At 59.3% G+C, this 12,475-nt stretch carries 10 protein-coding genes; 8 read left to right on the forward strand and 2 right to left on the reverse strand.

Annotated features, from left to right (window positions below; all coding sequences use genetic code 11):
* The first annotated feature begins 134 nt into the window (after positions 1-134).
* The 4 genes from HXS65_RS11760 (at position 135) to HXS65_RS11775 (ending at position 6,140) form a co-directional block, all read left to right on the forward strand.
* A complete protein-coding gene (locus HXS65_RS11760; RefSeq protein WP_176493920.1) occupies positions 135-1,247 on the forward strand; it encodes an ABC transporter substrate-binding protein in 1,113 nt (370 codons plus the stop codon).
* A complete protein-coding gene (locus tag HXS65_RS11765; RefSeq protein ID WP_176493921.1) occupies positions 1,237-3,708 on the forward strand; it encodes a bifunctional diguanylate cyclase/phosphodiesterase in 2,472 nt (823 codons plus the stop codon). The genes HXS65_RS11760 and HXS65_RS11765 overlap by 11 nt, the downstream gene beginning before the upstream one ends.
* Before the next feature lie 232 nt (positions 3,709-3,940).
* Complete coding sequence (locus tag HXS65_RS11770) at positions 3,941-5,593, forward strand: nitrite/sulfite reductase (RefSeq protein ID WP_176493922.1); 1,653 nt, start codon at positions 3,941-3,943, stop codon at positions 5,591-5,593.
* Positions 5,586-6,140: a DUF934 domain-containing protein gene (locus HXS65_RS11775; RefSeq protein WP_084208669.1), complete on the forward strand. Its 555-nt coding sequence runs from the start codon at positions 5,586-5,588 to the stop codon at positions 6,138-6,140. Before HXS65_RS11770 ends, HXS65_RS11775 begins: the two co-directional genes overlap by 8 nt.
* A gap of 139 nt (positions 6,141-6,279) precedes the next feature.
* Here the strand turns inward: HXS65_RS11775 and HXS65_RS11780 are convergent, their stop codons facing one another.
* A complete protein-coding gene (locus tag HXS65_RS11780; RefSeq protein WP_077376348.1) occupies positions 6,280-6,453 on the reverse strand; it encodes a DUF2970 domain-containing protein in 174 nt (57 codons plus the stop codon).
* A gap of 229 nt (positions 6,454-6,682) precedes the next feature.
* Here HXS65_RS11780 and HXS65_RS11785 point away from each other — a divergent pair, with 229 nt between their 5' ends.
* Positions 6,683-7,042, forward strand: a complete 360-nt coding sequence (locus HXS65_RS11785) for a hypothetical protein (RefSeq protein ID WP_176493923.1) — start codon at positions 6,683-6,685, stop codon at positions 7,040-7,042.
* A 154-nt stretch (positions 7,043-7,196) separates the two neighbouring features.
* On the opposite strand, the gene HXS65_RS11790 is transcribed toward HXS65_RS11785, so the two are convergent.
* Complete coding sequence (locus HXS65_RS11790) at positions 7,197-7,478, reverse strand: hypothetical protein (protein ID WP_084208667.1); 282 nt, start codon at positions 7,476-7,478, stop codon at positions 7,197-7,199.
* A 398-nt stretch (positions 7,479-7,876) separates the two neighbouring features.
* On the opposite strand from HXS65_RS11790, the gene HXS65_RS11795 reads away from it, so the two are divergent.
* The 3 genes from HXS65_RS11795 to dgoD all read left to right on the forward strand — a co-directional run bounded on the left by HXS65_RS11795 (position 7,877) and on the right by dgoD (position 12,402).
* Positions 7,877-10,120 carry a cache domain-containing protein gene (locus HXS65_RS11795; RefSeq protein ID WP_176493924.1) on the forward strand — a complete coding sequence of 748 codons (2,244 nt, stop codon included), beginning with the start codon at positions 7,877-7,879 and terminating at the stop codon, positions 10,118-10,120.
* 311 nt (positions 10,121-10,431) lie between these two features.
* Positions 10,432-11,187, forward strand: a complete 756-nt coding sequence (locus HXS65_RS11800; RefSeq protein WP_176493925.1) for a FadR/GntR family transcriptional regulator — start codon at positions 10,432-10,434, stop codon at positions 11,185-11,187.
* 66 nt (positions 11,188-11,253) lie between these two features.
* Entirely contained in the window at positions 11,254-12,402 is a 1,149-nt protein-coding gene (gene dgoD / locus HXS65_RS11805) for a galactonate dehydratase (RefSeq protein WP_077376333.1), read from the forward strand.
* Positions 12,403-12,475 lie beyond the last annotated feature (73 nt).

Raw genomic sequence — 12,475 nt, forward strand, 5'->3', positions numbered from 1 at the left:
AGCCTGTCACACGCGATAATGGAGTCATCATGAGATTGACGCGATCTTCACTGGCTTCACGATGTTCGAGAATGTGCCATGCCCTTGCCCTGTTGGCATTGATGTCCATCTCAACGATGACTCAGGCCGAAAGCTTGCGTCCCATCAAGCAGGTCGTGTTTCTGAACCCCGGATATTCCACGGAAACGTTCTGGGCCCAGGCGATCATCGCTGCCTCGACGACCGCTGAATCCCTGGGGATGCATCTGGAAGTCTTCAGTGCCAGACGCAACACCGACGAATTCATTCGAATGGGAAAGCAGGTATTGAACCGAGAGAGCCCTCCGGATCTATTGATCACCACCAACAACCATGGACTGGCGGTTCCATTGATCGAGATCAGCCATGCCGTGCGCGTGCCCATGATCATCATCGTCAATAGCCTGACCCCCCACCAGGCCAGAGCGTTGGGCAAGCCACTTGGCCGATATCCCTACTGGCTGGGCAGCGTTTCGCCTGATCATCAGCAAGGGGGGCACGACAGCATGGTGGCACTCATCAATCGCCATGACGTCTTGCATGGCAAGTCGGATGGTCGAGGCATCGCTCTTGTTGGAGGGCTGCATGACGAGGCGACACGACTCCGGGTGCGCGGTGTACAGGACGCGCTTCTCAGAGCCCCCCATCTGTCCCTGGATCGGATATTTCAGGCCAACTGGAGTTATGAGGATGCCTACCGAAAGGTCGAAAGCTACTTGAGACATCAAACAGACGCCCGCCCCCTTCGCATGATATGGGCGGCCAATGACCTGATGGGCATCGCGGCCATTGATGCCCTCAAGCGCAATGGGCTTCGCCCGGGTAAGGATGTCGTCGTGGCTGGCATGGGATGGACCCGTGCCGGAATCGATCACCTGCGCTCAGGAGAGATGGAGGTCAGTGCTGGCGGGGGCGCCCTGGCGACCGCCTGGTCACTGGTCCTGCTCGCCGCGGTACAACAAGGAAGCCTTCAGGCACGTGATATCGGCACTCGCTATTACACCATGGGGATCGCGCTGGCTGGGGACCCGGAGGCCTTTCTGGACAGGATTCCTCTGGAAGTCCTTGCCCTGCAACCGATGGATCATCTGATCAATGAGGTCGCGACACTTCCCCCTGATGCCTCTCCCTTCCTTCCGATGCCCGCTCATGCCGCTTCATCGTCCAGCGTTGCAGCACCGAGTGCATTGACGGCCGTCCATCAGGGAGCACGCCGCCATGCGCAATGACGAGACACAGGACAGGCCTCACGACACGACAGAGGTGCATGAGGGTCATGAGGGCCACGATGCCTCGCCCCTGCGCTGGCGGATATTGCGCGTGCTGGCGCCCCTCATCCTGTTGATCTGTGCAGTCAGCGGCGTCGTGGGTTATTCACTGTATTCAAGTGAAACCATCGAGCACATGCACGAAGATCATCAAGAGATGATGAACATCACGGTTCTGTCCCTGCCAAGTGCGATCTGGAACTTCGATGACGATGTCATTCACGCCTATCTGGAAACGCTGAGCAGTCACCCCAGCGTGCATGCAGTGCGCTACTACAACCATGAGGGCACTCTCGTCGAGGAGATCACCAAGGCGGGCGACGCCCTGGACCCGATGATACATTCCCAGGAGCTGGTCTATCGCAATTCTCTCGTGACGCAGGTCGTGGGGCGACTGGAGATGGAAAGCACCAATGCTCCCTTGCTTGCCAAGCAATACCAGGGAGGAGCGCTGCTGTTCGTCATCGCACTCTCGATCATCATCTGCGTTCTGCTGATCGTTTCCTGGCAATTGAAACGCTACGTGATGAACCCTCTCAACCGGGCGATCGCCAGCATGCGTCAGCTGGAGAATCCGCAGACGGCATTTCGCAGGATCCCGCTCACGCGCTCAAGAGAGATCAACAAGGTCATTGCACAGCTGAATAGCCTGGGCGAGCGCATCTTCATCATGATGGAGGCGCTGCGTGACAACGAAGAGCGCTATCAGCATTTCTATCGCGACACCCCTGCACTGCTCCTGGTGATTGATGCTCACGGTACGGTGCTGGATGTCAGCCAGAGGATGCTCGAGGTAACGGGGTGGAAGCGAGAGCAACTTGTGGGAACGCCCTTCGATACCTTGATCATCGGCCAGAATGCTCATTGTATCGATCGCATCAGCTCGGCGCTTCGCAAGGGAGACGCGTGCGAGAACCAGGTGATGACCCTCAAATGCCTCTACGAAGAGGACCGGCAGGTACAGGTGGTCATCCCGTCGGCTACCAATGACAGCGAACGCGGCACCATGATGCTGCTGTCGGACGTTACCGAATTGAAGCGGACCCAGAAGCGATTGCTGGAGCATGAACTGATCGACCCGCTGACACAGCTGCCGAATCGTCTGGCCCTGAACTCACACCTTCAGACACTCATCAATGGCGGGGCTCCCTTCGGACTGCTGCTGGTCAACATCGATCGTTTTCACAGCATCAATCACCACCTCGGCCCTGTCGACGGCGACATCCTGCTCAAGGAAGCGGGAGAACGTCTGAAGAGTTGCACTCCAGCCTGGATGGGTCGCTCCGGCGGAGATGAATTCGTCATGACCTGTGACACAAGCGAATTGCGCGCCCTGGCGCGTCGGATTGAACTGGCCTTCTCGACGCCGCTTCTCAAGGCGGGGGAGCCCATCAATCTCAGCCTGAGCAAGGCAGGGCTTGAAGTTCGCCAGGATGATGAGACACCCAGTCGTCTGATGCGCCTGCTCGAGCGCACTGTCATGGATATCAAGCACAAGGGAGGCAACCAGTACCGACTCTGTGTACGCGACAGCGCTCTGGAGGACGGTGAGCCACTGTTTCTCAAGGAGCGTCTGATTCGCGAGGCCCTGACCAGAGGTTGGCTCTGCCTTTACCTGCAGCCCATCTTCCAGGCGCAAAGTCCTGATCTCGATGCACCAACATTGCTGGGGGCGGAGGCACTGGTGCGTATCCATCACCCAGACCTTGGCTTGATTGCGCCCAATGAATTCATTGCGGCAGCGGAGAAGACGGGGCAGATCATCGATATCGGAAACTGGGTACTGGAAGAAGCGGCCGTCATCTTGAGTGAATGGCAAAAGCAAGGTATCGAGACTCGTTACCTGTCCGTCAATGCCTCTGTCATGCAGTTCAGGGATCAGGGCCTGCTGCACAAGCTCGAATCATTGATCGAACGCCATCCGATACGTCCTCGGCAGCTGATCATCGAAGTGACCGAAAATCTGATGCTCGACAATGAGGACAGCCTGCGCTTTCAGCTGGAGGCGATTCGCAAGCTGGGCGTGAATCTGTCATTGGATGACTTCGGTACTGGCTTTTCATGCCTTTCCTATCTTCACAACCTGCCCTTCGGCACCTTGAAGATCGACCGCTCATTCGTGATGAACGTACAGACAAGCCGGCGAGACAGGGAGCTTGCACGCATCATCGTCGACATGGGGCATTCGCTTGGCATGCAGGTCGTCGTGGAGGGAATCGAGGCACGGGGTCAGGCAGAGATCTTCAGGGCCATGGGAGTGCGCGCCTTCCAAGGGTATCACTTCGCGCGTCCGATGCCCCTGCAGGCCTTCAATGCCCGGTATTCTTCGTCAAGTGAAACCCGCATGTGTCTTCTTCGGGCGGCGACACCCGACGATCAGAACCGCGACCGCCAGATAGGCACGGGCCGTGACGAGGATTGACGGCATCAACATGATGTCATCCAGGGCCAGACGCGCATATTGCAGCCTCTGGCCTTTTCTTTCGTTCTTGCCGTAGGCACACTCATGGCATCTTCTTCATAACCCTATCATCGAAAAGTATGATTATTTATTCTTTTAAAGAATAAAAGATAGGGAGTAAGGTGACCGCAGCATCAACAAGACTCGCATCAGTGGTCGCCCACCTGATGCCCGACCGCAGGACACCCCTGACATGTATCGGTATGACACTTACGACCAGACCCTGGTCGACGAGCGGGTAGCTCAGTTCAAGGACCAGATGGACCGCTATCTGGCCGGCCGCCTGGGTGAGGAAGAATTTCGTCCCCTGCGCCTGCAGAACGGTCTCTACATTCAGCGTCACGCACCGATGCTGCGTATCGCCATTCCCTACGGCATGCTGAGCGCTGCACAGCTGCGCTCACTGGCTGCCATCAGCCGTCGCTATGACCGTGCCTATGGTCACTTCACCACGCGTCAGAATCTGCAGCTCAACTGGCCGAAGCTTGAAGATGTCCCGGCGATCCTCGCCGAGCTGGCCCAGGTCGAGATGCATGCGATCCAGACCAGCGGCAACTGCATACGCAATACCACCACGGATCAGTTCGCCGGTATCGCGCAAGACGAGACGGTGGATCCGCGTCCCTGGTGTGAGCTGATTCGTCAGTGGTCCACCCTGCACCCGGAGTTCGCCTATCTGCCGCGCAAGTTCAAGATTGCCGTCACCGGCGCCAGCGCGGACCGTGCCGCGATCCAGGTCCACGATATCGGCCTGCGCCTGACACGTGGCGAGGATGGTCGCGTCAAGGCGACCGTGCTGGCAGGTGGCGGCCTCGGTCGTACCCCGATGGTCGGCGATGTCGTGCGGGAAGATCTCGATTGGCAGCACCTGCTGACCTATCTTGACGCCATCGTCCGCGTCTACAACCAGTGGGGCCGTCGTGACAACAAGTACAAGGCGCGCATCAAGATCCTGGTCAAGGCATTGGGCATCGAGGAGTTCCGCCGCCGTGTCGAGGAAGAATGGGCACACCTGAAGGATGGCCCCGAGACACTGACAGACTCGGCGGTTGCCAAGGCGACCGAGTACTTCCCGGAACCGGCGCGTCGTGCCGTCGGCGAGGACGCGATTGCGGCCTACGAGACACTGCGCAGCGAGAACCGGGCCTTTGCCCGTTTCGTGACCAACAATGTCGTCGGCCACAAGGTCCCGGGTTACAAGGCCGTGACCTTGTCACTCAAGCGCCGTGAACTCGCGCCGGGCGATGTCACCGCTGATCAGATGGACGCCGTGGCCGACCTCGCGGAAAAGTACGGTTTCGGTGAACTGCGTGTGACGCACGAGCAGAACCTGGTGCTGTCAGATGTGCCGGTCGATCAGCTCGAGAATCTCTGGAAGGCGCTGGACGCGCTGGGCATGGCCAACCCGACCGTTGGCACCCTGGCCGACATGATCTGCTGCCCTGGCGGAGATTTCTGCTCACTGGCCAATGCCAAGTCGATCCCGATCGCCCAGGCACTGCAGGATCGCTTTGAAGACCTCGACTTCCTGTATGACCTCGGCCCGCTGGATCTGAACATCTCCGGTTGCATGAACGCCTGCGGCCACCACCACGTCGGCAACATCGGCATTCTCGGTGTCGACAAGAAAGGCCAGGAGTTCTACCAGGTCTCGCTTGGCGGCCGCAGTGATGACAACGCGACCATCGGCAAGATTCTCGGCCCGTCGTTCAATGCCGAGGACATGCCGAACGTCATCGACAAGGTGTTGCAGGTATATGTCGAGCAGCGACTGGAAGATGAGGTCTTCGTCGATACTTACCACCGCATCGGCATGAAGCCGTTCAAGGAGCGGGTCTATGCCTGAGGTGACAGCGGAAATGACGTCAGCACGTGAATTGACTGATCAGCGTCAAGGCGGAGTCATCCGTCAGAACCAGCTGGTCCCCGAGGACGCCTGGCAGGTCGTGCGCCTTGATGAAGACGGTAACCTGCCAAGCTACCAGCAACCTGCCCTGCTGCCTCTGGCACACTGGCAGGCGCTGGTGGACGCAGGTGAAGGGTCTGACCAGCTTGGCCCCTGGCTTGCCAGCGATACCGAGCTGACACCGGAGCTGGGAGAAGCACTTGCCACTGCACCGCTGCTGGCAGTCGATTTCCCCAACTTCAATGATGGGCGTGGCTATACCCTCGCCCGCCTGATGCGAGAGCGGTATGGTTTCCAGGGCGAAATTCGCGCCATTGGCGATGTGCTGGTCGATCAGCTGCATTACATGAGCCGCTGTGGCATCGACGCCTTCCAGCTGCGCTCGGACCAGTATGTGGAAGATGCCTTGTACGCGCTGTCCATCTTCAGCGTGAGTTACCAGACAGGTATCGATCAGACGAGTCCGCTGTTCTCTCGTCGCTGGTAACCCTGACGACTAGCCAATGAAAGGCCCCGTGAGCTGGATGTCACCAGTTCACGGGGCCTTTTCGTTTCTGGTCACCTCTTTCGTTGCAGACCTTGTCGTGGTATCGGCCTATATCATGGTATCGATGCCTATCGACAGGTCACGCCGCCATCACCGTGGCCAGCAATGCCATGCCCCCGACCAACAGAGCAGCCATCACCAGTCCTACCACCAGAAAGTCCAGCGCATGACCATGCTCGAAGTCACGTTTGCGGTTGGCTTCCTTCTGAACGCCGATGAATGCAGCAAGCACGGATTTGACTTCGTTGATCATGAGCACCTCCCAGAATGACGCATATCAATATGGTGGTGGAACAACGCTGCAAGGCGTGGCGGCAACCCCTGGGGACAACTACGATGAGGTGATGCTGCCATTCGCGTCACATGCGGACCTGAATTCACTATTGGCCAGAATCTGCTCGAATACCAGTGAATCATGACACGGACGGGACACAAGACAGCAGCTTCCAGTGCATTATCCAGCCGCTGAAGGAGCTATCCTCATGGAACTTTCCGTCGTGCCATCTCTGCCTTTCAAACCCTTGACGGCACATCCGCTGTCCTGGATGAACCGTCCTGATGATCTCGTGCACCCTCTCGCCCCCTGGATGCGATGCCAGCAGGTCTTCTGGTCGCTGGGGTTGCAGGCCTATCAGCAGGAACTGGCCTTCATTCAGCTCTGTCAACTCAAGGGTCTTGAGATGACTCAGGCGCTATTGGCAGGTGACTGGCAGGAGGCTCGGACCTCGCCTGAATTGCTTGGCAAACTCGCCGGGGATGTCACCGAGCATGCGCTGACTCGCATGAAGCGACTGCAGACATTGAATGAAGAATTGCAGGATGCCATCTGGGAAGAGATCTGACTCGCATGACAGGAGTCTCCCCCGGTCTCCACGCAATGTGCCGGGGGAGAGATCACGCCAGAAATGCACAGCGAAAGGGAGCCTCTGGCGATGGCAAGGAGACTGGCGCCGTGAGGATGGAATGTGACGATTCAGGCAAGGACCATGGATGACATCAATCCGTCCGTGTCTGGAACTCACTGAGATCGCACAGCCAGGCATGTGCCGTTTCACGATCCAGCCCGAATTCCGCGATCAGGCTCTCCAGACGCGCATTGAATTCAGCCTCACGCGCTTCAGCCGGGTCCGTTGCCTGAGGGCTGCTTTCTGACGTGGCGGGGGGAGTCGAGGGACGATCCAGCGCATTCAACTCTTCAGCCAATGCCTTTTCAAGTTCATCAAACAAGGCACGCTGCTTGCGGGCGCTTGCGATGACCTTTTCATCATGTCGGTTCATGCATGGTTTCCACTATTGATCTTGTCGACAACAAGAAGAGAGGCTGAAACATTCAAGACAGCAAAATATCACACTATGCCCAAGGCTTCTGCAATGTCATATCGGCAACATGGGGGAGTAACGGAACCAGGAGGCAACCCCTTGGGAAGAAAGCCGCCAGGGAAGTGATATCTTCTTGAAAGCCATGAAGAAAGCGCCTGTCATCATGCCCATTTCCCACCATGCTAGCAAGCACGCAAGGGCCGCAGACCCGCCGCCTTGAGACGGCAATTCCCAGGCAATCTCCCCATGTTGGGCATGGCGTTGACCAGACGCGCGGTGCGTGATCGACAAGCAACGAACGCTTTGTCGTTGTGGTGTATCCTCAGTGTACGAAAAATACACGGATGATGTATCTGATGATCAAGGATAATGATCTTTCCTCAGACAACACACCACCAGGGCGGTCTTTCCTTGACGCCACGCGAGAATTCGCCGGTCTTTCGATTCGGCACTGGTTGGGGCTGGTAGCGCTCTCAGGCGTGGTGCTAGGCCTGGTGTTGATCATTCTCGAAAGAGACAGTCGCGAGATGGAAGCGCTGCATGCGGCCTCCACGCGTGACCTCATCACGAGCGAGAGGCGTCTGCAGGCAAGCCTGCTGGTCGAGCAGACGCTCGGCGTGATTGCCTCACGGCATCGAGATTACGAACATCGTCTGCAGCGACTGATGATGACGACGATGCGAGCCCCCTTCCTGGGCATCACCCACCTTACCGGTCGAGATCGGTCCTATATCAGTACCGAGCTCCTGCGTCAGTTCCCTGATCTTCGCATCAACCCGGATTGGATCGATATCGTTCAATTGCCGAGCAATCTCTATCCGGAATGGTGGTCCACCGAACTCAATCTGCGTCTGCACACGAGCAATGACAGTCCTCACTTCCTGCGTGGCACGGACGCAGGCCTGATCTTCGCCATCCCGAGCCAGCAGGGCCTGGGCAAGGATGGTGAGGTTAGACGCCCTCGCAACACCGCCTCGACCATCTGGACCCTGATTCATATCGACCCGCAGATGGTGGCATTCCTGGTCGCCAACGAGCTTCGTCAATCCCTGCATGCCAGCCTGGACAAGGGAGAGAGTCGCTATGTCTGGATCAATGAAATTCTGGATCCGACGGGCGGCCCCGGCTACGCCCGTCGCCTGATTCACCCGCTCTTGCCCGGCACCGAAGGCACGCTGCTCTCCACCGAGCATCGGGACAGCAGTGGACGCCAGCCTTACAAGACCGAACTCGAGGGTGTCCTGCAGGGAAGTGGCATCTTCTTCGATTACCGCTTCCCCCGCTCCCGTGGGGGGCCTGAGGAAGACAAGACGACCTATGCCGCGCTGTATCCGCCCTTCCAATGGATCGTGGCCAGTGGGGTCTACATGGGCGACATCAACAATGCGGCCCTGACAGCCCACGCGGACATCATGCAGGAGAAGAGCCGTCTGGAGCGCTGGCATCTCCTGCTGACCCTCGGTGCCTGCCTGCTGCTGTTCCTGGCCATCGGTCATGCCCTCTTCCGGCAATCCCGCACCCGTCAGCGTCAGATGCGCCAACGCATGGGGCGTCTGGAAAACGAGCTTGAGCAGCGCGGTGAGGACAGGCTGATCAATACCCTGCAGATGATTCGCAATGAACGCTGCCCCCAGCGTGAAGGCAATGACCTCATCGTCGCCGAATACGTGACGGCCATCGCCAGAGAGCTGGGGCTTGAAGAGGCGCAGATCAGCGCACTGGAGCGCACGGCCATGCTCCATGACATGGGCCGACTGACACTTCCCGACACGCTGCTCAAGCCGATGGCGCAGCTTCAGTTCGATCAACAACAGTTGTTGCGTCAACAGGCGGATATCGGCAGCCGAGTGTTGAGAGAAGCGCTCAATGCGCCTCTGGAGGCCAGCCTGCTGAGTGAAAGCCAGCACTACATGCCTTACCGCCAGACGGACTCGGAGGCGGCCTTGCTGTCGCGGTCTGCCAGTCCCGCGATCCTGGCGCTGGTCGTCCAGGTCCTGGAGCTGGTGAGATACTCGGGCCTGACTCAGGCGGAGGCCATCAGTGAAATCGAGCATTGCGCCTACCAACCCTTTGCGCCGGACATCCTTCAGGCGGCACGCAGGGTGTTGACCCGCAAGCCGATCCCCAGGGCCGAGCCACGCAGCGCGATTCCCGGCCCGCGTCAGATCGAGCGCCATGCGGATCAATGGCGTGACCAGACGACCGGTTGCTTCAACCGTGCCTTGCTGGAGACCTTGCTGGCAGGCTTGCTGCATGAATGGCATGTCACTGTGCAGGGGATAACGCTTCACCATCTCCAGCTCGTCGGGACGCAGTCCCCTCTCACTACGGACCGGCAATTCGGTCCCCATCTGAATGCCTGTTTGTACCCGCTCAAGGTCTTCCATCTGGCCCCTGGCCACTTCGTGGTCCTGGAAGACGAGACCGAGGAAGCCTCGAACGTTCCCGTGCTGACTCCAGCCACTCAGCAGCAATTGAGGAATGTACTCAGGACCTTCGAGACAGACGCGGAACTCGTCACCCGACAGAGACTTCTGTCCGGTGATGAGTCACTCAAGGACTGGCGACATCACATCGATCAGCTGATCGCTGATGACTGATGATTGATGGAAAGGTCTGAGGGGAGTCGACCGATCCCAGCGGCCTGCCCGAAGTCTCGCCATACCCCCTTCCCACCTCCCACGGCGATCTGGCCTGCCGGCAACGACCAAAGTTGCATTCGTTGAGGCTTGTTCAAATGTCTGACATTTATTAAGGTTCATTCAGACATTTACCGTAGCTTGCCCTGCGCACTACGTCAGCCACGAGGCCTCGCGTGACCATCTCTCGCCCAGACCCACTCTCTGAGACTTCCGACGATACAGCGCCGGATCAGGATTCCTCTCGCCAGAAAGATTCACTGGCGCCGGCCATGACGGGCTCCAGACAGCCCGTAGCCAGCATGGAAGCCATCGCTGCCTGCCTGGCGCGTGAAATTCTGGCCGGCACGTTCGAGCCAGACGACAACTTCCCGCGTGAAATGGACCTCTGCAAGCGCTTCGATGCCAGCCGTAACCGGCTGCGCAATGCACTGGCCCAGCTGGTGGGGGCCGGTTTGCTGGAGCGCACTGCCGGCCGTGGCACCCTGGTGCGGCCGATGAGCGAATGGCAACTGCTGGATCCACTGATGAGCGACTGGATCAGCGGACTGGAAGGCATCAACCCTGCCCTGATGCGTGAGATCTACGCCTTCCGCCTGTCCGTCGAGCCCTATGTCAGCGCCCTGGCGGCGACCAAGGCCAACGCCCAGGACCTCGCAAGGCTTGAGCGCGCCTTCGAGGGAATGGTCGCGACCGCCAATGACGAGCAGCAGGCAGCTCACAGCGAATTTGACGTGGCGTTCCACGAGGCCATCTACCGCGCCACCCACAACCTGGTGTGGGCCCAGCTGGGTAGCTTGCTGCGCCCTTCCATCAGCCAGTTGATCGAGTCCTCCCAGCAGGCGGCACAACAGCACGACCAGGCCCATCACCGTGCCAGTCTCGAGCGACATCGCGCCGTGATGGAAGCCATCCGCCTGCGTCAACCGGACATGGCGCGTACCTGTGCCGAGCGCGTGCTGGAAACGGCTGCGCGCGATCTCGGATTCGGCCTTGATCATCCGCGCCTCGAGACGCCGCGCTTCTGACCCACGACTTTTCCTTCTTCAATGCTTTCCAAGCTCGACACGAGCGTCATCCCAAGGAATCTCGACATGAAAATCACTCGACTCAAGACCTGGCAAGTTCCGCCACGCTGGTTGTTCCTCAAGATCGAGACCGATGAGGGCTGCTATGGCTGGGGGGAACCGGTCATCGAAGGGCGTGCCGCCACGGTGGAAGCCGCGGTCCACGAACTGTCGGATTATCTGGTCGGCCAGGACCCACGCAACATCGAGCACCTGTGGAACGTCATGTACCGCGCAGGGTTCTATCGCGGCGGCCCTATCCTGATGTCCGCGATCGCCGGCATCGACCAGGCCCTGTGGGACCTGAAGGGCCGTGATCTGGGAGTGCCCGTGCATCAGCTGCTCGGCGGCCCGGTGCGCGACAAGATGCGGATGTACGCCTGGACAGGCGGCGATCGCCCGTCAGAGGTCGGCGCAGGTGCCAAGGCGCTGGTCGACCAGGGCTTCACGGCCTTCAAGATGAATGGCACGCCGGAGATGCAGATCGTCGATTCCCACAAGAAGATCGATGACGCCGTGGCGCGTGTCGCCGAAGCACGTGATGCGGTCGGCCCCGACGTGGGGATCGGCATCGACTTCCATGGCCGCGTGCACCGCCCGATGGCCAAGGCGCTGCTGCGGGAACTGGAGCAGTTCCACCCGATGTTCATCGAGGAGCCTGTGGCACCTGAGCACCTGCCCGCGCTCAAGCATATCGCCGAGGGCATCGCGACGCCCATCGCCACCGGCGAGCGCCTGCACACCCGCTTCCAGTTCCGTGACCTGCTGGCGGACGGCATGGTCGACATCATCCAGCCGGATCTTTCCCACTGCGGCGGCATCAGTGAAGGCTTCAAGATCGCGACGCTGGCCTCGGCCTACGACGTGGCCCTGGCACCGCACTGCCCGCTGGGCCCGCTGACGCTGGCGGCTTCCCTGCAGCTGGATGCGGTGTGTCACAACGCCTTCATCCAGGAACAGAGCATGGGCATCCACTACAACAAGGATAACGACGTCCTGGATTACCTGGTCGACAAGGACGCGCTGGCGATCAAGGACGGATTCTGCGCCATTCCCCAGGGCCCGGGGCTCGGGGTCGAGATCGACGAAGCCTTCGTCGAGGAACGTGCCAAGGTCGGGCATCGCTGGCGCAATCCGGTCTGGACCCACGAAGACGGCTCCGTCGCTGAGTGGTAATGCCGAGCAAGCCGCAACGTACACACTGACAACACAGACGCCATGCCAGGACAGGCTCTCAGCCGAAGGTCTG

The organism is Cobetia sp. 5-25-4-2, from assembly GCF_013374075.1.
Classification (GTDB): domain Bacteria; phylum Pseudomonadota; class Gammaproteobacteria; order Pseudomonadales; family Halomonadaceae; genus Cobetia; species Cobetia marina.

What these genes read in the sequence shown, in the direction of transcription:
- HXS65_RS11770 (WP_176493922.1), top strand. Translation starts at nt 3,941, where the DNA reads ATGTATCGGTATGACACTTACGACCAGACCCTGGTCGACGAGCGGGTA.
- dgoD (WP_077376333.1), top strand. Translation starts at nt 11,254, where the DNA reads ATGAAAATCACTCGACTCAAGACCTGGCAAGTTCCGCCACGCTGGTTG.
- HXS65_RS11785 (WP_176493923.1), top strand. Translation starts at nt 6,683, where the DNA reads ATGGAACTTTCCGTCGTGCCATCTCTGCCTTTCAAACCCTTGACGGCA.
- HXS65_RS11800 (WP_176493925.1), top strand. Translation starts at nt 10,432, where the DNA reads ATGACGGGCTCCAGACAGCCCGTAGCCAGCATGGAAGCCATCGCTGCC.
- HXS65_RS11790 (WP_084208667.1), bottom strand. Translation starts at nt 7,478, where the DNA reads ATGAACCGACATGATGAAAAGGTCATCGCAAGCGCCCGCAAGCAGCGT.
- HXS65_RS11765 (WP_176493921.1), top strand. Translation starts at nt 1,237, where the DNA reads ATGCGCAATGACGAGACACAGGACAGGCCTCACGACACGACAGAGGTG.
- HXS65_RS11775 (WP_084208669.1), top strand. Translation starts at nt 5,586, where the DNA reads ATGCCTGAGGTGACAGCGGAAATGACGTCAGCACGTGAATTGACTGAT.
- HXS65_RS11795 (WP_176493924.1), top strand. Translation starts at nt 7,877, where the DNA reads ATGATCAAGGATAATGATCTTTCCTCAGACAACACACCACCAGGGCGG.
- HXS65_RS11780 (WP_077376348.1), bottom strand. Translation starts at nt 6,453, where the DNA reads ATGATCAACGAAGTCAAATCCGTGCTTGCTGCATTCATCGGCGTTCAG.